This window comes from Micromonospora lutea, from assembly GCF_016863535.1.
GTDB classification, from domain to species: Bacteria; Actinomycetota; Actinomycetes; order Mycobacteriales; family Micromonosporaceae; genus Micromonospora; species Micromonospora lutea.
Map to the genome: position 1 here is coordinate 44,486 of NZ_BOPB01000020.1, position 20,680 is coordinate 65,165.

The window sequence follows — 20,680 nt, forward strand, 5'->3', positions numbered from 1 at the left end:
ACCCCGATCCGTCCGGTCGACGCTGACCATATGAGGGGTAACTGTGGCTTTCATCGGTTCGTTGCGCCGAGCCGCCCTGACGCCGGACACCAGCGAAACCCGGATGAGCGTGCGGGGCTTCCACACTCGATCCGAGCAGGCGCGGGACCTGCTCGAGACGATAGGCCGGACGTTCCTCGAAGGGTACGGCGAAGCGGCCGAGGCCCGCCGGGTCGCCGACACCGAGCCGGCATTGGAACGGATACCGACCCGCTTCCGCGGCTTCGCCTACGAGGGCGCGGCGATGGGACTGGCCGTCCGCGACTGCCTGCCGTTCGGCGGGGGCCGGGTCAAGGAGTTCCTCGCCGGCCCCGGCAACCCGCACATCTACATGGCGTACGTCGGGATCGGCTGGGCGATGGCCCGGCTGCCCCGGTTCCGGTGGTCCCGGCTGTACGCCCCGGATCCACTGCTGCGCTGGCTCGTGCTCGACGGGTACGGCTTCCACCAGGCGTACTTCCACACCCACAAGTACGTGATCGAGCAGTTCCGACACAAGCGGTTCCCCTGGCCCGTGGACGACGACACCGGGTACGCCACCCGGGTCATCGACCAGGGCATCGGTCGTGCCCTGTGGTTCGTCGGCGGCACCGACGTACTCCAGGTCACCCGCCTGGTCGAGGGGTTCGCCGAATCCCGTCGGGCCGATCTGTACAGCGGCGTCGGACTGGCCGCCACCTATGCCGGCGGAGCCGACGAAACCGAACTGCGCGAGCTGTGGCGGCGGGCGGCCAGCTACCGCACCCACCTTGCGCAGGGCGCGGCGTTCGCCGCGGCGGCCCGGGTCCGGGCGGGGCTCGTGGTGCCTCACGTGGAGCTGGCCACCGGGCTGTTCTGCGACCTCTCGCCGGCCGACGCGGCGGCGGTCACCGACCGGGTCCGTCCGGGCCTGTCGCTGCCCGGTGAGCCACCGATGTACGAGATCTGGCGGAACTGGGTCCGGGACACCTTCGTCGTCGGCCAGCGCGCCCGCGTCGCGAACGACCGCTAGTGCGGTGGCCAGAAGCGTTCACCGGGCCGCACCGGGCCCAGCCGACGACCGGCGGCGTTGGAATCGGGCCTGGACACCGCACTAGCCACTGCGGTCGCCGCTGCGACCAGATCGGAGATTCCGCCACCATGACAAGGATCGCCATCGTCGGGATGGCCTGCCGATACCCGGACGCGTCGTCGCCGACGGAGCTGTGGGAGAACGCGGTCGCGGGCCGGCGCGCCTTCCGCCGGCTGCCCGACGCCCGGATGCGTCTGGACGACTACTGGTCGGCCGACCCCGCCGCGCCGGACCGCTTCTACGCCCGCAACGCCGCCGTGCTGCAGGACTGGGAGTTCGACCGGGTCGCCTTCAAGGTGGCCGGCAGCACCTACCGGTCCACCGACCTGACGCACTGGCTGGCCCTGGAGGTCGCCGCCGCGGCGCTGGCCGACGCCGGCTTCCCGATGGGGGCGGGGCTGCCCACCGAGCGCACCGGGGTGGTGGTCGGCAACAGCCTCACCGGGGAGTTCGCCCGGGCCAACCAGCTACGACTGCGTTGGCCATTCGTCCGGCGGGTGCTCGCGCCCGCCCTGTCCGAGCTGGACTGGGACGAGGAGCGGCTGCGGGACTTCCTCGACCTCGTCGAGGCCGACTACAAGCGGCCCTTCCCACCCATCGACGAGGACACCCTCGCCGGGGCGCTGTCGAACACCATCGCCGGCCGCATCTGCAACCACTTCGACCTGCGTGGGGGCGGCTACACGGTGGACGGTGCCTGCTCATCGTCGTTGCTCTCGGTGACCACCGCCTGCCGGTCACTAGTCGACGGCGATGTCGACGTCATGGTGACCGGCGGGGTCGACCTCTCCATCGACCCGTTCGAGATCATCGGGTTCGCGCGGACGGGCGCCCTCGCCACCGGCGAGATGCGGGTGTACGACCGCGAGTCCAACGGGTTCTGGCCGGGTGAGGGCTGCGGCATGGTGGTACTCATGCGCGAGCCGGACGCCCGGCGCGCCGGACACCGTATCTACGCGACCGTGGCCGGTTGGGGCGTCTCCTCCGACGGCCGTGGTGGCATCACCCGACCCGAGATCGGCGGCTACCAACTGGCGTTGCGGCGGGCGTACGCGCGGGCCGGGTTCGGACTGGAGACGGTCGCGCTGTTCGAAGGGCACGGCACCGGTACGAAGGTGGGCGACAGCACCGAGCTGTCCGCGCTGTCCCAGGCCCGCCGGATGGCCGACCCCGACGCGCCGCCCGCCGTGATCAGCTCGATCAAGGCCATGATCGGGCACACCAAGGCCGCAGCCGGGGTCGCCGGTCTGATCAAGGCCGTCCTTGCGCTGCACCAACAGGTGCTGCCCCCGGCGCTCGGTTGCCCCGAGCCCCACGAACTGCTCACCGGGGCGCAGCGCACCCTGCGGGTGCTTCCGGCCGCCGAACCCTGGCCGACCGGTGCCCCGCTACGGGCTGGCATCACCGCCATGGGCTTCGGCGGGATCAACACCCACGTGGTGGTGGAGAGCAGCCGGGCCAGGCGCCCGGGCGGGCTCGACTCACGGACCGCGACGCTGGCAGTCGGAGCGCAGGACGCCGAGCTGCTCGTGCTCGACGGGATGTCCTGGGCGGCCTTGCGGGACCGGGCGGAGCAACTCGCCGCGTTCGCCGGCGCCGCCACATACGCGCAGCTGACCGACCTCGCCGTGATGCTTCGGCACGAGCTGCGCGACCTGCCGTACCGGGCCGCGGTCGTAGTGGTGAACCCGGAGGATGCCGAACGCCAACTGCGCCGGATCGTCGACGCCGTGAGCCGGGGCGAGGAGTCGCTTCCCCCCGGTGCGGATCGGGTCTTCCTGGGGCAGGTCACCGGCCGAGCCCGAATCGGCTACCTCTTTCCCGGCCAGGGCTCCGGTCGGGGCACGGCCGGTGGTGCGCTGCGGCGCAGGTTCCCGGTGGTGGACACGGTGTATCGGCAGGCGGCGCTGTCGGGCGACGCCGACCAGGTCGCCACCCAGGTCGCCCAACCCCGCATCGTCACCGGCTCGGTCGCCGGCCTGTCCGCGCTGACGCTGCTCGGCATCGAGGCCACCGTGGCCGTCGGCCACAGCCTCGGCGAGCTGACCGCGCTGCACTGGGCCGGAGTGATGGACCAGGCGCAGCTGCTGCGGATGGCGACCGCGCGGGGTGCGGCCATGGCGCGGCACAGCGCGTCGGGCACCATGGCGGGGATCGCCGCCCCACCGGCCATCGTCGAGCGTCTCATCGACGGGCTGCCGGTCGTGGTCAGCGGATACAACGGTCCCGCGCAGACGGTGGTCGCCGGTGCGGTCGCCGCGGTACGTGAGGCGTGCCGCCGGGCTGCCGCCGACGGCATGGGCGCCACCCCGCTGGCGGTCTCCCACGCCTTCCACTCGCCGCTGGTCGCGCCGGCGGCCGAGGTGTTCGCCGCCACGCTGGTCGGCGCCGACCTCGCCCCCCTCGGACGTCGGGTCGTCTCCACCGTCACCGGCGAGTCGCTGCCGGCGGAGACCGACGTGCCGTCCCTGCTGCGCCGGCAGATCACCGAGCCGGTGCGGTTCAGCCAGGCCGTCGCCGTTGCCAGCGGGGAGGTCGACCTCTTCGTGGAGGTGGGACCGGGCCGGGTGCTGTCGCGGCTCGCGGCCGAGGCCACCGGGGTCACAGCGGTACCGCTGGACACCGACGACGAGTCGCTGGTCAGCCTGCTACAGGTGGTCGGGGCGGCGTACGTCCGCGGCGCGGCCGGGATGCCCGCCGCGCTGTTCGAGGACCGCCTGGCCCGTCCGATCGACATCACCGCGCCACCGGCGGTGCTGACCAGCCCGTGCGAGGCGGTGCCGGTAGCCGCCGTCGCCGGGGGAGAGGGCGCGGCCGTTGGTCCGGCCGCCTGCCCGGCCAGGACGACGTGGCCCGCGGATCCCGCCGACCGGTCCGGGTCGGGGACGCTCGACCTGCTCCGGCAGATGGCCGCGACGCGGGCGGAACTCCCGGTCGAGATGGTGCGGCCGGACAGCCGGCTCCTGGACGACCTGCACCTGAGCTCGATCACCGTCGGCAACCTCGTCAACGAGGTGGCCGAGCGGATGGGCCTGGGCGCGGTGAGTATGCCCCTGAACTTCGCGGCGGCGTCGGTACGGGAACTCGCCACCGCGCTCGAGGAGTTGCACGCGACCGGTGGGGAGACCGCCGTCGCGGCCAGCCCGCCGGTCGTCGGCGCGGAGAGCTGGGCCCGGGCCTGGGTGGTCGACCTGGACCCGGCCCCGGTGCCCGAGCCGGTCGACCCGCTCGGGCCGGGCGGCTGGCGACTGTACGCACCGGCGGACCACCCGTTCGCCGCCGCCCTCGCCGACCGGCTAGCGGCGACAGAGACCGGTTCCGGTGTGCTGGTCTGCCTACCGCCGGGCTGTACGGAGCCCGACCTGGAGCGAGCGCTGCACGGCGCCCAGGAAGCGCTGGCCGATGCGGACGTCGACCGGTTCGTGCTCGTCCAGCATGATCGCGGTGCCGCGGGCCTGGCGAAGACGCTGCGCATGGAGCAGCCCCGGGTGCGGGTGACGATCGCGCACGTCCCGGCCACCGCCGACGCGATCGAGTACGTCGTCGGCGAGGTGCGGGCGACCGACCAGTACGCCGAGGCGTACTACGACCTCGACGGCGTGCGGCGGGTGCCGACGCTGCGCGCGATGCCCCTTCAAGCGGAGCAGACCCGGGCGCCACTGGACGAGTCGGACGTCCTGCTGGTCACCGGCGGCGGCAAGGGCATCACGGCCGAGTGCGCCTTCGCCCTGGCCGTGGAGACCGGCGCCCGGCTCGCCCTGCTCGGCCGGTCTGACCCGGCGACCGACTCGGAGCTGGCGGCGAACCTGGAGCGGCTGGCCCATCACGGCGTGACCGCCCACTACGTGCGGGCCGACGTCACCGAACCGGCGCAGGTGGCGGCGGCCGTCGACGAGACCGTCCGGGAGCTCGGTCCGGTGACCGCGGTGCTGCACGGCGCGGGTACCAACGAACCGGCGGCGCTGGACCACCTCGACACCGCGGCGCTGCGGCGTGCCTTCGCCGCGAAGGTGGGTGGGCTGCGCGCGGTGCTGGACGTCGTCGGGGCCGGCAACCTGCGTCTGCTGGTCACCCTCGGCAGCATCATCGGCCGGGCCGGCCTTCAGGGCGAGGCCCACTACGCGACGGCCAACGAGTGGCTGGCCGACCTGACCCGGACGGTCGGCGAGGAGCATCCGAGCTGCCGCTCGGTCTGCCTGGAATGGTCGGTGTGGTCCGGCGTGGGGATGGGCGAGCGGCTCTCCGTCGTGGACACGCTGGCCCGGCAGGGCGTCACGCCGATCACTCCCACCCAGGGTGTCGAACTCCTGCGCCGGCTGGTGACCGACCCGGCGGCGCCGCCGGTGGTGGTGGTCAGTGGACGCACCTCCGGCATCGACACCGTCCGCTACGAGCGGGTGGAGCTACCGCTGCTGCGGTTCCTGGAACGGCCGCTGGTGCACTATCCCCGGGTCGAGCTGGTGACCGAGGCGGAGCTGAGTACCGGCAGCGACCCCTACCTGTCCGATCACCACCTCGACGGGAATCTGTTGTTTCCGGCGGTCCTCGGCATGGAGGCGATGGCTCAGGTGGCATCGGCCCTGACCGGCCGGTCGTCGGCGCCGACGGTGCAGGACGCGGAGTTCCTGCGACCGATCGTCGTCGCACCGGACGGGGCGACCCGGATCCGCGTCGCCGCCGTGGCTACCGGCCCCGACGTGGTGCAGGTGGCCATCCACAGCAGCGAGACCCGGTTCGCCGCCGAACACTTCCGGGCCCGCCTGCGCTACGGCACGCCGGCCGTACCCGACGGACCGCCCCGGCCGGTGCCGACGGACGTGCCGGAGGTACCGCTGCGCCCGGCGACAGAGCTCTACGGTGACCTGCTGTTCCAGGGCCGGCGGTTCCAGCGCGTGCTGCGCTACCACCACGCGGCGGCCCGCGAGGTCGACGCGGCCCTGCTTTCCGAGGAACACGACTGGTTCGCCGCCTTCCATCCACGGACCCTGCTGCTCGGCGACCCCGGCGTCCGGGACGCGCTGATGCACGGCAACCAGGTCTGCGTACCCAACGCCACCCTCCTGCCGACCGGCGTCGCGCGAATCTGGACGGCCGCAGGCGGGAACGGGCCGGGACCGTACCGGTATCAGGCGGTCGAACGGTCCCGCGACCGAGACACCTACGTGTACGACGTGGTGCTGCGGACCGGCGACGGCGAGGTGGTCGAACGTTGGGAAGGGTTGAGTCTGCGCGCCGTACGCCGTGGCGACGGGCGGGGCCCGTGGCTCGCGCCGCTGCTCGGGCCGTTCCTGCAACGCGCGGTCGGTGAGCTGACCGGCGTCGAGATCGCGGTCGGGGTCGAGCCCGACGGCGCGGACGCGGCGGAGACCGGCGATCCGCTGGCCACCCGCAGGTCCCGCTCGGCCCGGGCACTGGCTCGCGCCACCGGGCGCAGGTGGCCGGTGCGGTACCGCGCTGACGGCCGGCCGGAGATCGACGGCGGCCGGGAGGTGTCGTTCGCGCACGGCGCGGGCCTGACGGTGTGCGCGGTGGCGTCCCAGCCGACCGCCTGTGACGTGGAGGCGGTCGTGCCCCGCACCCCGGTGGAGTGGCGCGGTCTGCTCGGCGCACACGCGGAGTTGCTGCCGCTGCTGACCGGCCCGGAGGGTGGCGACAACCGCGACGTGGCGGGTACCCGCGTCTGGGTGGCCATGGAATGCCTGCAGAAGGCGGGCGAGCCCCTGGCGGGCCCGCTCACCGTCCGGCCCGTCGAGCACCCCGGCTGGGTGGTGCTCAGCGCGGGACCGATCACCGTCGCGACCTTCGTGACGGCGTTGCGGGACGTGTCCGAGCCGGTGGTATTCGGGCTACTGACAGGGGAGGGCTGATGTCCCGTTATTTCGAGTACCGGCACGTGGTCGGGTTCGAGGAGACCAACCTCGTCGGCAACGTCTACTACGTGCACTACCTGCGGTGGCAGGGCCGATGTCGGGAGATGTTCCTGCGGGAACGGGTGCCGCAGGTGCTCGACGACCTGCGAGCGGATCTCAAGCTGTTCACCCTGCGGGTCGACTGCGAGTTCTTCGCCGAGATCTCCGCTCTCGACGAGGTGTCCGTCCGGATGCGACTGGTCGAACTGGCGCAGACGCAGGTCGAGTTCGGCTTCGACTACCTGCGCCTCGCCGAGACCGGGGGCGAGACGCTGGTGGCGCGGGGGATGCAGCGGGTGGCCTGCATGCGGGGCCCGAACACCCGTACCGTGCCCACCCGGGTACCAGAGGCCCTGGCCCAGGCGCTCGCGCCGTACGTGCGGGCGGAGGCGTCGTGACCGGGGCGGCGGGTGCGCGAACCGACCCCCCACCCGATGGGCACCTCGCCACCGGCCGTGAACTGCGGCGGGTCTTCGGCACCTTCGCCACCGGGGTGACCGTGCTGACGGTGGGGGGTGAGCATCCGCACGGCATGACGGCGAACTCCTTCGCGTCCGTCTCGCTCGACCCGCCGCTGGTGCTCGTCTGCGTCGGCCGTTCCACGGTGATGCACGCCTGCCTGGCGGGCGCGTCGAGCTTCGGGGTTTCCGTGCTCGCGGCCGGTCACGCCGGCATCGCGCAGTACTTCGCCGACTCCCGACGCCCGGTCGGCCCGGGGGAGTTCGCCGAGATCCGGACGGTGCCCGGGGCACGGACCGGTGTACCGCTGATCGCCGGTGCCCTGGCCTGGTTCGAGTGCGAGTCGTGGCGACGGTACGACGGCGGTGACCACACGATCGTCGTCGGCCGGCTGCTCTCGGCCGTGCGGGTCGCCGCAGGCGGAGCCCTGCTGTTCCACGACGGACAGCTGGGCACGACCGAGTACGAGTGGAGGGCACGGGGATGACGGCACGGGACCCACGACCGGTGGCGCCGCCGGGGCCGCCCAGGCGGGCGGCGCTGCGGATGCTGGCGGTGATGACCCGCGATCGGCTGGGGATGATCAGTGACGCCGTCGACCGGTACGGCGATGCGGTGCGGATCCCGGTGGGCCACAAGAGGCTGCACGTGTTCAACCACCCGGACCACGCGCAGCACGTGCTGGCCGACAACGCGGGCAACTATCGCAAGGGCATCGGTCTGGTGCATGCCCGACGGGCGCTCGGGGACGGCCTGCTGACCAGCGAGGGCGAGCTGTGGCGCAAGCAGCGCAAGGTGATCCAGCCGGTGTTCCAGCCGCGGCGGCTGGCCCACCACGCCGGCCTCATCGCGGCCGAGGCGCAGCGGTTGGTCCACCGGCTCCGCCAGCGTGAGGGCGGGGCTGCGGTGGACGTGGTCGCCGAGTTCACCGGCCTCACCCTGGGCGTGCTGGGCCGGACCCTGCTCGATGCCGACCTGAGCCCGTTCGGGTCCGTCGGCGAGGAGTTCGCGGCCGTCCAGGACCAGGCGATGTTCGAGCTGGCCACACTCGGGATGGTGCCCGCCTGGGTGCCGTTGCCTCGCCAGCTGCGCTTCCGGCGGGCCCGTCGTGAGCTGCAACGGGTAGTAGACCAGTTGGTGGCGGCGCGGGCGGGTGATGCCGACGGCCAGGACGACGTCCTCTCCCGGCTCATCGTCTCCACCCGTGCTGAGCCGGATCCCCGGGTCGCGCGTGGTCGACTTCGCGACGAGTTGGTCACGCTGCTCCTGGCCGGCCACGAGACCACCGCCAGCACCCTCGGCTGGACGTTGTACCGCGTCGACCGCGAGCCGGAGGTGCGGCACCGGTTGCGGGCGGAGGCGCAGGCCGTGCTGGGCGGGCGGTTACCTGGCTACGAGGACCTGCACCAGCTGCGCTACACCACGATGGTGGTGAAGGAGGCGATGCGGCTGCACCCGCCGGTGTGGCTGCTGCCCCGGATCGCCGTCGCGCCCGACGTGGTGGGTGGGCACGCGGTGCCGGCCGGAGCCGATGTGGTCATCCTGCCGTACACCCTGCACCGGCACCGGGAGTTCTGGGTGGACCCGGAGCGGTTCGACCCGGAGCGGTTCGACCCGACCAGGGTGCGGGACCGACCCCGGTACGCCTACATCCCGTTCGGGGCCGGCCCACGCATCTGCGTCGGCAGCAACCTCGGTTTGATGGAGGCGGTGTTCGTGCTGGCGATGATCGCCCGGGAGTTCCGACTCTCGACGCCACCCGGGCACCAGGTCGTCCCGGAGCCGATGCTGTCGCTGAGGATCCGTGGCGGGTTGCCGATGCTGGTCAGAACGGTGGACGGGGGCGGCTGACGGCGGTCGCGTCCCTGGGAGCGTCGGATCCTGAGCACCGTCTCGGGGGACAGGTCGAGCAGGGACAGCAGCGCCGGTGGGTCGAGGTCGCGGTGAGGGCGGACGAACACCTCCGCCCCCTGTACGTTTTCACCCTCGGTGACCCGGATCGGCCCGTACCGGGCGACCCCGGTGATGTGGTCGGCCTGGTGCTGGTCGATCGGCGGGCACTGCCACTGACCCACGGAGTGCGCGACGAGGTACCAGTCACCGGCGCTGATCCCGGAGAGCCGGTAGGGGCCGGGACGGCTCAAGGTGGTCCAGCTCTCCGGAGGGCCCTCGGCGATGGCGTCCGGGAACAGTCCAATGAAGATGGGCTTGGCGAAGCGTGGGCAGAAGGTGCGCATCTCCCCGCTGATGACGGCGCTGCCCTGCGGCGACCGGTTCTGCCCGATCGGCGGCAGCGGATCGAGGAATCGACGCCGGTAGGCCATCGGGGACACTCCGACACTGCGATGGAATCGCGAGCTGAAGGTGCCGAGGCTGGTGTATCCGACAGAGATGCTGATGCTCGCCACGGTCATCGACGTGTGGGCGAGCAGGCGCTTGGCCTCCTGAATCCGGATCGCGGCGAGGAAGCGTCCCGGTGATATCCCTGTCATCCGGCGGAACAGCCGCGAAAAGTGATATCTGCTGAACATCGCCACGCTCGCGAGTTCGTCGATTGTCAGCGGCTCCCCAAGCCTTTCGCGCATCGTCCACAATGCACGCCTGACGGCTACCTCCCCCATCAACATCGAATCACCCGGAGGGTCGGTCGAACGTTCGTTGGGGGCGTCCATGACGCGGCGCCGCTTGGCTATGTATGCGCATAGATTTGTTCTTCCGAGGAGGTTCCCATTTATCGGCGTCTTGCTGGCGTTAGATGCTATCGCCCGTCATTGGAATGGGCAACTCCCGATTTTATGACGCTCTTGAATGGGTTACCGCCAGTAACAGATAGTGGCACTATTTGCTATTTCCGGAGAGGTTCTGGCAAAAGCGTCTCAAGTGGACGCTCGCAATGTCCTGGGGTGCGACGACCCGGTGGCGCCCGGCTGGCACCGCTACCGCAGGCCGGCCACCGTCCGTGATCTCGGCGAGCGCGGCGCGGCAGACTCTTGAGCGAGGGGGTGAGCCTCTGCCGTGCGACATAAGGGATTTCCTAGCCTATATGCCGGATATCCGGCAAGTCCTGTAAATGCGTACGTAGGGCAGAGTTGCTGTGCGGATTGGAGAGCTGAGTCATCGTGCGGAAATGCCGATACCAACCATCAAATTCTACCTGAGAGAGGGGCTGCTTCCGCCCGGAAGATCGGTTCGGGAAAGCCGGCAGCTGCATTATGACGAGCGGCATCTGTCCCGGCTGGCGCTCATCCGGACGCTGACCGTCCTCGGCGGGATGAGCCTGGCCTCGGTGCGTACGGTCGTGCGGGCGCTGGACGACGGGGGAACCCGGACCGCGGACCTCTCCGCGGTCATCAACGACGCGATGACCGCCGGGGACACGGGTGCGACCGAGGTCGTCGGGAGTCGACAGGCGGCAGCCCGCGTAGACGCCCTCGTCGACGACCTGGGCTGGCGGGTCGATCCGGACTCGCCCGGCCGACACACACTGGCCCAGGTGCTCGCGGCGCTGGAACAGCATGCCGGCGTCGAGGTGAGCGCCCTGATGCCCTACGCGGCGATGGCGATGTCGCTGACCACCATGGAGGCAGCCGGGCTGCCGCCACGGATCGAGTCGGAGGCCGACGCGGTGGCCGTGGTCGCACAACTCGTCCTGCTGGACGCCGCTCTGCTGGCGCTGCGGCGACTCGCCCGGGAACACCTGGGTCAAGCCGGCGGAGCGGAGCGCGGCGAACGACCGTGAAAGCCGGGGGCGTCGGACGCGGAGCGGTGGGGTCCTGCGTCCGGCGCCGCCGACACTGCCCGGCGCATCCACCCCGAATGCCACCGCAACCTGCGAGAAGAACTGAATAACGCGCGTCGGCCATGATGTTTGTGGTTCGGGACCACTCCGATGGTGCGGTCGTCGTTCTCAAGCCGGTGTATCCACACCGCGCCTAATGCGTGGGCGCGAAATCCCGGCGCGTTTCCCGGCCATTGTCGGGGCCGCGGTCACCTGCCTCGTGCCCGTGCGTAGAAGCGGATGCGGCACCGGACGTCCACGGGGAACGCGGAAGCGGACCAATCGCCGGTTGTCCCGGACCGTCGCATTTCGACGCAGCGTGCGACGTTGTCGCGATGGCGCTGCCACATTCGAAGGGGAGCCCGTTGGCATCGCAACCGGTCGGCATCTTACGCCGGCTCATACCCGTGTTCACGGTGATCGTGCTATTGGTCGCCACCTACCTCCTGGCGAGACTGCCGCAGGCGTCGCCGACCGACCGTGCCCGGCTGGCCGCCCGGTTCGGATTCACCGAGCTGCCGATCGTACTGCCGGACGGCCTGCCCGAGCGCAGCGTCCGGGTGGTGAACCCCGAGTACGAGCACATCCGGTCTTGGGTGTCGTCGGTCGGCGCCGCAGTCGCCATCAACGATCTCGATGGCGGCGGTGTGGCCAACGACGTGTGCCTCGTGGATCCCCGCAGTGACAGCGTGATCATCACGCCGGCACCGGGCAGCGCCAACGTGTACCAGCCGTTCATCCTGACTCCGACCCCACTGCCGACCCACCGCGCGATGGCGCCGATGGGCTGTGTACCCGGTGACTTCAACGAGGACGGCTGGACCGATCTGTTGGTCTACTACTGGGGACGTACCCCCGTGTTGTTCATGAACCGCGGCGGCCGGGCACCGCTCGCCCCGGGCCGCTTCCGGCCGACGGAACTCGTGCCGACCCGCGACCGCGGCGACGGGGTGTACGACGGGCAGCTTTGGAACACCAATGCCGTGGCCGTAGCGGACTTCGACGGTGACGGGCACGTCGACATCGGCGTCTTCAACTACTTCCCCGACTCCCAGGTGCTCGATCCCCAGGGGCGGGCAGGGGTGCAGATGAACCACTCGATGTCCCGGGCCCGAAATGCCGGCGGGGCACACATCCTGCGCTGGACCTCGGCCCAGGCCGGCAGCGAGCCCTCGGTCACGTACACCGAGCAGGTCGCGATAGACCCGGCGGTCGGAAGCGGGTGGACCCTGGGCGCGGCCTCAGCCGACCTGGACGGGGATCTGCTGCCGGAGCTCTACCTCGCCAACGACTTCGGCAACGACCGCTTCTTCCACAACCGATCGGTTGCCGGCGAGATCCGTTTCGAGCTGGCCGAGGGCGAGCGGGACCCGTTCACCCCGAAGTCGCTGGTTCTCGGCCACGACTCCTTCAAGGGCATGTCCATCGAGTTCGGTGACCTGCACGGTAGTGGCCGCTTCGACGCCTTCGTCAGCAACATCACCACCTCGTGGGGGCTGGAGGAGAGCACCTTCGTCTGGCGCAACATCGCATCGAGCCCCCAGGCTGCCGGTGAGATGCTGCGTGCCGGTCGGGCGCCGTACGAGAACGAGGCGGCCGACCGCAACCTCGCCTGGTCGGGCTGGGGCTGGGACACGAAGATGGCGGACTTCGACAACGACGGCGAGGTCGAGGTCGTACAGACCAACGGCTTCATCAAGGGCAGCCTCAACCGGTGGGCCTGGCTCCAGGAGCTGGCCATGGCGAACGACCTCATGCTGCGTAATCCCCAGATGTGGCCGAACTCGCGGCCGGGCGACGACATTGCCGGCTCGCAGCCGATCGCGTTCTGGGCGGCGGAGGGCAACGGTCGGTACGCCAACCTCGGCGCGGAACTCGGCATGACCGACGACACGCCGAGTCGCGGCGTTGCGATCGCCGATGTCGACGGCAACGGCACCCAGGACTTCGCGGTGGCCCGCCAGTGGGGCCAGCCGAGTTTCTACCGCAACACCACGGCGCGTCCCGGAGACTTCCTCGGTCTGCGCCTCTACCGGCCGGCGACCTCACCGGACGCGATCGGCACACCGGCGTACGGCGCCCAGGTAAGGGTCCGTACGCCCGACGGGCGTATCCGGCTCGCCCAGCTCGATGGCGGGGGCGGCCACTCCGGCAAGCGCAGCTTCGATCTGGTGTTCGGGCTGGGCGAGATTGGCGAACAGCCGGTCTCGGTCGAACTTGCCTGGCGTGACCTCGACGGCGTGGTGCACACCCGGACACAGCAGATGACCCGCGGCTGGCACAGCCTGATGCTCACCGATCAGGCCAAGGCGGTGAGGGTGCCGTGAGCGCCCCGTCCATCGACCGCACCGACCGTCGCACCGACCGTCCAGCCGTCCCCCAGCGGGTCGGTGGGGATCCGCCCAGCGGTCGGCCGAAAACCGCTACGCCGCCGAAGGACCCGCGCTACCTCGCGCTGCGGAACTTCGCCATCTCGATGACCGTCTTCAACATCCTCGGCTACACGGTGCTCGGCTTCGAGCAGCCGTGGGCGTGGCCGATCCTCGCGCTGCTGGTCGGCTACGCGGCGGAGATCCTGATCGAACTGGTCACCGCGGCCGCGCATCGGCGCGCACCTGAGTTCACCGGTCGCGGGGCGCGGGGAATGTTCGAGTTCCTGCTTCCCACACACATCACCGCCCTCGCGGTGAACATGCTGCTGTACGCCAACGATCGGTTCTGGCCGATCGCGTTCGCGGTCGTCGTCGCCATCGGTCAGAAGGCCGTGCTCCGCGCGCCGGTCAACGGACGGATGCGGCACTTCATGAATCCGTCCAATCTCGGTATCACCGTGGCTCTGTTGATGTTTCCGTGGGTGAACGTGGCGCCGCCGTACCACTTCACCGAACACGTGCCCGACGCGATCAGCATCATCGTGCCGCTGTTCATCATCACCTCGGGCACCGTCCTGAACGCGATGTTGACCAAGAAGGTTCCGCTCATCCTCGGCTGGGTCGGCGGTTTCGTGATCCAGGCGTTGGTCCGGCACTGGACGCTCGACGTGGCGCTGTGGGGTGCGCTGGTCCCGATAACCGGGGTGGCGTTCGTCCTGTTCACGAATTACATGATCACTGATCCGGGGACCACGCCGACCAAGGGGTGGAACCAGTTCGCCTTCGGTTGCGGCGTGGCCGCCGTCTACGGAATTCTGATCGCCTTCAACGTCGTTTACACGACCTTCTTCGCGCTGACCCTCGTCTGCCTCATCCGCGGACTCGTGTGGTGGATCGCCTGGCTGCGCCGACCGGCGCGGCAGACCCGGCCCGTCGGCCCGGAGCCCGGCCCGCAGCCCGCGAGGTGAGTTGGTGCCGGCCGGGACGGCGGTCATCGTCCCGGCCGGCGGCAGCGGCGTTGTGGCCGCAACGGTGTCCCGGCGGGGACGGGCCCGCCGGGGCGTCGCGGAGGCGAACTATGGCGACCGACGTCGATGTGCTGTCTAATGGGACGTTCGCCTCCAGCCGCACCGCGGACGGCACTGGTGACCGAACGTGCTGCTCCGGGTCGCGCCCTGCGCGTACGTGTCGACCGCCCCTGACGGTACGGTGAGTCACCCCCCGGCGGAGTCTCAGCCGACCTGCCGTGCGTCTCCCTGACATGGCCGTCACGTTTCGCACCGGACTTAGCGTCGAGAATCCGGGGAAACGCGGGCGCGTTCATGACGCGTTGTGACCGCAGCGGCTCCTTCCGTCCTTTCTTGGTCGGTGAGCCGCCGCGTGATGTGTGGCACTGATCTTTTCTTCGAGCGTGCGGGATTGACCGCACTTTTCAAGATGCTGCGCTCTTCTCCGTAACGCGAGGATTACCGCAATCGCATGCCCAAGGCGTGCGGAGTCCAAGGGGAGCGGAAGTTGCCAGTCGCTAATGCGTGCATCCGACGACCGACACAGGTCTACCTCGGTCGAGTCACCCCGCCTGGGTCGGTGGCCTGTCCGACGGGTGGCAGCCCGTGCTGCGACACCATCTGCGGTCGGTGACGGAAGACAGAAGACGGTTCGGCTCTGATTGTGCCGCAGGCGCCAGGATTTGTGGCCGATGCGGAGCGTTTGAATGTGCGCCCGGCGAATCGCCGGCGGTGCCGCGTGCCGGGGCGCGATTGTTCTCTCGCCCCGTGAATCGTCGCTAATGGTGCGCCATTGGCAGGGGAGGCGTAGTGAGCAGCCATTTTGTTGATGCAGTAGAGCGGTCGATCGTGTTGATGCGGGACAATCTCGGCGAGCAGTTGACCGTGGACGACATGGCACGTGCCGCCATGTTCAGCAAGTTCCACTACACACGGGTCTTCCAACGCGTGACAGGCGTCTCGCCCGGTCGGTTCCTGTCGGCGCTGCGCCTGCAACGCGCGAAGTCGCTGCTGCTCTCGACGTCGATGAACGTCGCCGATATCAGCGTGCACGTGGGGTACAACAGCGTTGGCACTTTCAGTTCGCGTTTCACCCGCAGCGTCGGTCTGTCGCCCACCGAGTACCGCCGGCGCGAGGGTGTGCTGCGGACGATCGTCCGCGACGAACCGGACGGTGCCACGCCAGCCACCGGCGTCGTCTCAGGCGTCGTCTCGGGCTGCTCGTCGACGCCGCTCGACGCGGTGTTCCTGGGGTTGTTCAAGAGCCGGATCCCGGAGGGCCGCCCGGTGAGCTGCACGACCCTGCGCGGCCCTGGGCGCTTCACGCTCGGCGAGGTGCCGGAGGGCACGTGGTACCTGCTCTGCCACGCCCTCGGTACGGTCCCGGGCGAGGATGGTGGGGTCGGGCCGGAACCGGCCGCCATGTTCGGCTGCCACGGCCCGTTCCGGATCGGTCCGGAGCAGGCTCTCGATCTTGTCGTGCGGCTCAGGCCCGCGCGCCTGTGCGATCCACCGATGCTGGTAGCGCTGCCCGACGTCCGTGCCGTCGTGACTGTCCGCCGGGCCCGCTGGGGCGGTGTAGCGCGGGCCGCCTGATCGTACGCCCGGCCAGCACGGCCCAGGCCTCCATGTCGGAGGACCCCAGATATCGCTTGCCGTCGATTTCGTGACCACGTTACGCGACCGCGGGCACCGCCGTCCCGGCTCAGCCGAGCCGGATCTCTGAGGAGGCATCCTTGAGCAACGATCTACCCGGACGCGCCGAGTTGGTACGTCGCGCGTCCGACCTCGTACCGACGCTGCGGACGTTCTCAGCGTGGCACGAGGAGAACCGACGAATCCACGACGAGGCCGTCGCCGCGCTGGCGGAGGCGGGCGTGTTCCGCCTGCGGACCCCCTTGACGTACGGCGGCTACGAGTGCGACACCCGTACGCTCGTCGACGTCGCCGCCGAACTGGCCCGTGGGGACGGGGCGGCCGCCTGGACCGCCTCGGTCTACTGGATCCCGACCTGGATGGCGTCCCACTTCCCGGACCACGTCCAGGACTCGGTGTTCACCAGCCCCGATTCGTTGATCTGCGGCACGCTGAGTCCCAGCGCCATGGCGTCACCCACCGAGGGCGGCATCGTGGTGAACGGCAAGTGGGGCTTCATCACCGGTGCCCTGCACAGCGGCTGGCAGGCCATCATCGCCGTCCTGCTCGCGCCGGAGGCCGAGCCGATGCCGGTCATCGCGTTGGTGCCCACCAGCGAACTGCAGGTCGTCGACGACTGGCACACCGCGGGCCTGAAGGGCACCGGCAGCGTCAGCACCGTGGCCCGGGACCTCTTCGTGCCCCAGGAGCGGTTCCTGCCGCTGGGCGCGATACTGCAGGGACAGGGCGCCTCGAACGCCAACAAGTCCAGCAGGATCTACCAGGCGCCGCTGTTGCCGGTGGCCGCGGCCTCCTCGGTCGGCGTCGCGCTCGGCCTGGCGAAGGCGGCCTTGGACGCGTTCGTCGAGCGGCTCGCCGATCGCAAGATCACCTATACCGACTACGCCAGCCAGCGCGAGGCGCCGATCACGCACCTGCGGCTCGCCGACGCGGCCACCCGGATCGACGAGGCCGAGTTCCACGCCCATCGCCTGGCCGCGACCGTCGACCGTAAGGCCGCCGAGCAGGCCGCGTGGACGATGCACGAACGGGTGCTCGCCCGCGCCGACATGGGCGCTGCCGTCCAGCGCGCCCGTGAGGCCGTCGCCCTTCTCGCCGACGCCAGCGGCGGATCGTCCATCTACCTCGATGTGCCCATCCAGCGCATCCAGCGGGACATCCAGGCGATGAGCCTGCACGCGCTGATGCATCCCGACACCAACGCCGAGCTGTACGGCCGTCTGCTCAGCGGACTCGGGCCGAACAGCCTGTACGTCTGACCGGTCCCCGGTCCCGATCCAGAGGAGCACCATCGTGTCCACAACCAGTGCGGGCTTCCGGCCCAGCCCCGTCGACCAGGCCGGGGTGGCCGCGCTTCCCGGCCGCATCGTCTCGGCGTGGGCCCAGCACGATGCCGACGCCTTCGGCGCGGTCTTCGTCGAGGACGGCACCATGATCCTGCCGGACCTGTACCTCAAGGGCCGCGACGCCATCGTGGCCTTCATGCGTGACGCCTTCGCCGGGCCGTACCGGGGCACGACCGTCACCGGCCAGCCCATCGACATCCGCTTCCTCAACGGGGAGGTCGCCGTCGTGCTCACCGAGGGCGGTGTCCTGCTGCCCGGCGAGAACACGGTCGCGCCGGAGCGGGCGATCCGCGCCAGCTGGCTGATGGTCAAGGGCGACGGCGGCTGGCAGCTCGCCGCGTACCAGAACAGCCCCGGCACCGCCTGAGAGCGGGCCGCCCGTGGCCACCGCGCGATCCCTCCTCCGGGACCGCGCGGTGGCCGCACGTCGTTCCCGGACCGCCGACGCTGACCCGCTGCACGCCCGAGGGCGCCCACGACTTCCGCCTCTCCGGCTCCGTGGCGCAGACCGGTCGGCGTCCGTTCTGAGGCAAAGCGCAAGGGGGCGGCCATCCCGCCCGCCCCCTCATGCACCTGCCAACACCAGTCATCTACTGCCAGCAGGGCGTAAACCAATTGCAGTGCATCGATGCCTGGTGCTCACCTTCGAGGATGCTCATGCGGTGGGCGGGCGGCCCGCAGGGCACAGCGAGAGGTGCCTGCCGCAGACGCCCGAATGAATGATTGCCCCACGACGCGGACCAGGGGCGAACGGCCCGACCGGCGGCAGAAGGTGGACGCGATGGGCGAGATGCGGCGGGTACCCGGCGGAATGTTCCGGCAGGGCACCCCCGAGTGGGTGCTCGACTGGCTCGACGACGCCGACCAGCCGTTGCCGCGTCTCTGGTTCGCCGACGAGACACCCCAGTTCAGCACCGTGGTGGCGCCGTTCCGCATCGACCGGTTCCCGGTCACCGTTGGCGAGTACGCCCGGTTCGTGCGCGACACCGGCTACCGCACGGAGGCGGAGCGGCGTGGCTTCGGTCTGGTCTACACGGAGCACGGCTGGGTGGAGCGCGACGGCGTCAGCTGGAACGCGCCCGGCGGTCCGGGCACCGGCGGGACCGAATTCGACGACCATCCCGTCGTCCACGTCTCCTTCACCGACGCCCAGGAGTTCGCCGCCTGGTGCGACAAGCGGCTGCCCACCGAGGCGGAGTGGGAGTTCGCCGCCCGCGGGCCCGACTTCCGGATCTGGCCCTGGGGCGACGAGTGGGACCCCGGGGCCGCCAACACGGCGGAACTGCACGCCGGCCCGCTGACCTCACTGGCCGCCTGGCAGCAGTGGTGGCGCGTCGAGTGCGCGCGACACGGCCCGGTGCCCCGGACCTCACCGGTGGGCGCCTTCTCCGAGCGGGGCGACAGCCCCTTCGGCTGCGCCGACATGGCCGGCAACGTCTACGAGTGGACCTCGACGTCGTCCCGGCTCTACGCGGACACCGTCCGGTGCGACCCCACGGTCGCGATGGCGATGGGCCGCTACCGCGTCATCCGGGGCGGCTCGTGGATGAACTTCCGTTACCAGGTCCGATGCAGCGAACGCATGCATGGGGACCCCGGTGGTTGGTCCAGCTTCGCGCACGGGTTCCGCTGCGCGGCCGACCTACAGCGCTGAGGAGAGACATGGTCAGGATTGTGGTGCCCACCGTCTGGACGCCCCAGGGCAGGACCGACTTCGAGGGCACGCCGGGCCCGTTGGACGAGGTCATCCGGGACTTCGTCGCCCGCCATCCGGAGTTCGGCCGGCGGCTGCTCGACGCCGACGGAGCGCCCTTGCGATATGTCAACATCTGTATCGACGATGACCTGATCCCGCGCCACCAGCGGGCCGCCGCGACCGTCGGCCCCGACGCGGTCGTCACCATCCTCTCGCCGATGGCCGGCGGCTGATGGGGGCCGGCGAGCGGCCACCGGCAGAGTCCGACGACGCGGTGCGACGGGTGGTGATGGACGCGTACGGACCGCCCGACGTCCTCACCCTCCGCGAGGTGCGCCTGCCCCCGGTGGCGGCCGGTGAGGTACTCGTCCGAGTCGCGGCGGCCGGCGTCAATGTCGTCGACCTCTACCAGCGCAGCGGCACGTACCAGGTGGCCCTGCCGTTCACTCCGGGCATCGAGGGCAGCGGCACGGTGCTGCGGGTCGGTGCCGACGTGACCGGCCTCGTCCCGGGGGACCGGGTCGGCTGGATGGGACAACCCGGGGCGTACGCCACGCACTGTCTGGTGCCGGCGGCCCGCCTGGTGCCGGTGCCCGACGGGTTGAGCCTGACGGGGGCGGCCGCACTCCTCATCCAGGGCATGACCGCACACCTGCTCGCTACCGAGGTGTACCCGCTGGGCGACGGTGTCGTCTGTGTGGTGCACTCGGCCGCCGGCGGGGTCGGCGGTCTGCTCTGCCAGCTGGCCGCCCGGCGGGGTGCGACCGTGATCGGGACGGTCTCCCGGGACGACAAGTCGGCCGCCGCGTCGACCGCCGGCGCACACCACGTCGTCAACTACCGCACGACCTCCTTCGCCGCCCGGGTACGGGACATCACCGGCGGCCGGGGAGCGGACGTGGTGTATGACGCGGTCGGCCGGGACACCTTCACCGACGGCCTGGCCTGCCTGCGACCGGGCGGTGCCATGGTCCTCTACGGACAGGCCAGCGGGGCGGTCGACCCGGTGGACCCGGCGCTGCTGAACTCGCTCGGCTCGCTGTTCCTGACCAAGGCGTCGTTGAGTCACTACGACCGCACCCCCGACCAGACCCGCCGGCGCGCCGCCGCCGTCTTCGACGAGGTGCTCGCCGGTCGGCTGCGGATCCGTACGCACGCCACGTTCCCGCTGTCGGCCGCCCCGGCGGCCCACGAGGCGCTGGCGTCGCGTCGCACGGTCGGCAAGATCCTGCTACTGCCCTGACCGGCCGCGGGCTGGCCGGCGCGGCCGGTCCGACGGCCGACGTCCCGGGGAGGCCGCGACGGCACCCGGTCCGCCGGTACGCCACGGCCCGCCACGGGCGTCGCCCGAACTGATGGGAGAACTC

General features: G+C 70.8%; 14 protein-coding genes and 1 pseudogene. 14 read left to right on the plus strand and 1 reads right to left on the minus strand.

The genetic code is table 11. The annotated features are described in order from the left end of the window. Positions 1-43 precede the first annotated feature (43 nt). The 5 genes from Vlu01_RS17905 to Vlu01_RS17925 all read left to right on the plus strand — a co-directional run bounded on the left by Vlu01_RS17905 (position 44) and on the right by Vlu01_RS17925 (position 9,309). Positions 44-1,030 carry a DUF1702 family protein gene (locus Vlu01_RS17905; protein ID WP_275409370.1) on the plus strand — a complete coding sequence of 329 codons (987 nt, stop codon included), beginning with the start codon at positions 44-46 and terminating at the stop codon, positions 1,028-1,030. A gap of 128 nt (positions 1,031-1,158) precedes the next feature. Next, positions 1,159-6,957: a type I polyketide synthase gene (locus Vlu01_RS17910; RefSeq protein ID WP_204000871.1), complete on the plus strand. Its 5,799-nt coding sequence runs from the start codon at positions 1,159-1,161 to the stop codon at positions 6,955-6,957. Further along, entirely contained in the window at positions 6,957-7,397 is a 441-nt protein-coding gene (locus Vlu01_RS17915) for an acyl-CoA thioesterase (protein WP_204000873.1), read from the plus strand. The genes Vlu01_RS17910 and Vlu01_RS17915 overlap by 1 nt, the downstream gene beginning before the upstream one ends. Then, complete coding sequence (locus tag Vlu01_RS17920) at positions 7,394-7,945, plus strand: flavin reductase family protein (protein WP_204000875.1); 552 nt, start codon at positions 7,394-7,396, stop codon at positions 7,943-7,945. Before Vlu01_RS17915 ends, Vlu01_RS17920 begins: the two co-directional genes overlap by 4 nt. Then, positions 7,942-9,309, plus strand: a complete 1,368-nt coding sequence (locus tag Vlu01_RS17925) for a cytochrome P450 (protein WP_204000877.1) — start codon at positions 7,942-7,944, stop codon at positions 9,307-9,309. Before Vlu01_RS17920 ends, Vlu01_RS17925 begins: the two co-directional genes overlap by 4 nt. A 467-nt stretch (positions 9,310-9,776) precedes the next feature. On the opposite strand, the pseudogene Vlu01_RS27805 reads toward Vlu01_RS17925, so the two are convergent. Beyond that, positions 9,777-10,130 (minus strand): annotated as a pseudogene (locus Vlu01_RS27805) (helix-turn-helix domain-containing protein); the annotation flags it as partial. Between the two features lie 422 nt (positions 10,131-10,552). On the opposite strand from Vlu01_RS27805, the gene Vlu01_RS17930 reads away from it, so the two are divergent. The 9 genes from Vlu01_RS17930 (at position 10,553) to Vlu01_RS17970 (ending at position 20,556) form a co-directional block, all read left to right on the plus strand. Then, positions 10,553-11,197, plus strand: a complete 645-nt coding sequence (locus Vlu01_RS17930) for a MerR family transcriptional regulator (RefSeq protein WP_275409371.1) — start codon at positions 10,553-10,555, stop codon at positions 11,195-11,197. 374 nt (positions 11,198-11,571) lie between these two features. Next, on the plus strand, positions 11,572-13,563 hold the full coding sequence (locus tag Vlu01_RS17935) for a CRTAC1 family protein (RefSeq protein WP_204000883.1): 1,992 nt from the start codon (positions 11,572-11,574) through the stop codon (positions 13,561-13,563). After that, positions 13,560-14,576, plus strand: a complete 1,017-nt coding sequence (locus Vlu01_RS17940) for an enediyne biosynthesis protein (protein ID WP_239095968.1) — start codon at positions 13,560-13,562, stop codon at positions 14,574-14,576. Before Vlu01_RS17935 ends, Vlu01_RS17940 begins: the two co-directional genes overlap by 4 nt. A gap of 849 nt (positions 14,577-15,425) precedes the next feature. Continuing rightward, complete coding sequence (locus Vlu01_RS17945) at positions 15,426-16,211, plus strand: helix-turn-helix domain-containing protein (RefSeq protein ID WP_204000887.1); 786 nt, start codon at positions 15,426-15,428, stop codon at positions 16,209-16,211. 140 nt (positions 16,212-16,351) lie between these two features. Then, entirely contained in the window at positions 16,352-17,530 is a 1,179-nt protein-coding gene (locus Vlu01_RS17950; protein WP_204000890.1) for an acyl-CoA dehydrogenase family protein, read from the plus strand. A 34-nt stretch (positions 17,531-17,564) separates the two neighbouring features. Beyond that, a complete protein-coding gene (locus Vlu01_RS17955; protein ID WP_373307430.1) occupies positions 17,565-17,984 on the plus strand; it encodes an SgcJ/EcaC family oxidoreductase in 420 nt (139 codons plus the stop codon). Between the two features lie 414 nt (positions 17,985-18,398). After that, complete coding sequence (locus Vlu01_RS17960) at positions 18,399-19,271, plus strand: formylglycine-generating enzyme family protein (RefSeq protein WP_204000893.1); 873 nt, start codon at positions 18,399-18,401, stop codon at positions 19,269-19,271. Between the two features lie 8 nt (positions 19,272-19,279). Next, positions 19,280-19,546 (plus strand): MoaD/ThiS family protein, encoded by a 267-nt coding sequence (locus Vlu01_RS17965; RefSeq protein WP_204000896.1) that lies wholly within the window; start codon positions 19,280-19,282, stop codon positions 19,544-19,546. Continuing rightward, a complete protein-coding gene (locus Vlu01_RS17970) occupies positions 19,546-20,556 on the plus strand; it encodes a quinone oxidoreductase family protein (protein ID WP_239095969.1) in 1,011 nt (336 codons plus the stop codon). The genes Vlu01_RS17965 and Vlu01_RS17970 overlap by 1 nt, the downstream gene beginning before the upstream one ends. Positions 20,557-20,680: the final 124 nt, after the last annotated feature.

Excerpts from the sequence above, each read along its gene's own strand:
- Vlu01_RS17910 (WP_204000871.1), top strand. The coding sequence starts at position 1,159 with ATGACAAGGATCGCCATCGTCGGGATGGCCTGCCGATACCCGGACGCG.
- Vlu01_RS17915 (WP_204000873.1), top strand. The coding sequence starts at position 6,957 with ATGTCCCGTTATTTCGAGTACCGGCACGTGGTCGGGTTCGAGGAGACC.
- Vlu01_RS17925 (WP_204000877.1), top strand. The coding sequence starts at position 7,942 with ATGACGGCACGGGACCCACGACCGGTGGCGCCGCCGGGGCCGCCCAGG.
- Vlu01_RS17935 (WP_204000883.1), top strand. The coding sequence starts at position 11,572 with ATGGCGCTGCCACATTCGAAGGGGAGCCCGTTGGCATCGCAACCGGTC.
- Vlu01_RS17960 (WP_204000893.1), top strand. The coding sequence starts at position 18,399 with ATGGGCGAGATGCGGCGGGTACCCGGCGGAATGTTCCGGCAGGGCACC.
- Vlu01_RS17965 (WP_204000896.1), top strand. The coding sequence starts at position 19,280 with ATGGTCAGGATTGTGGTGCCCACCGTCTGGACGCCCCAGGGCAGGACC.
- Vlu01_RS17970 (WP_239095969.1), top strand. The coding sequence starts at position 19,546 with ATGGGGGCCGGCGAGCGGCCACCGGCAGAGTCCGACGACGCGGTGCGA.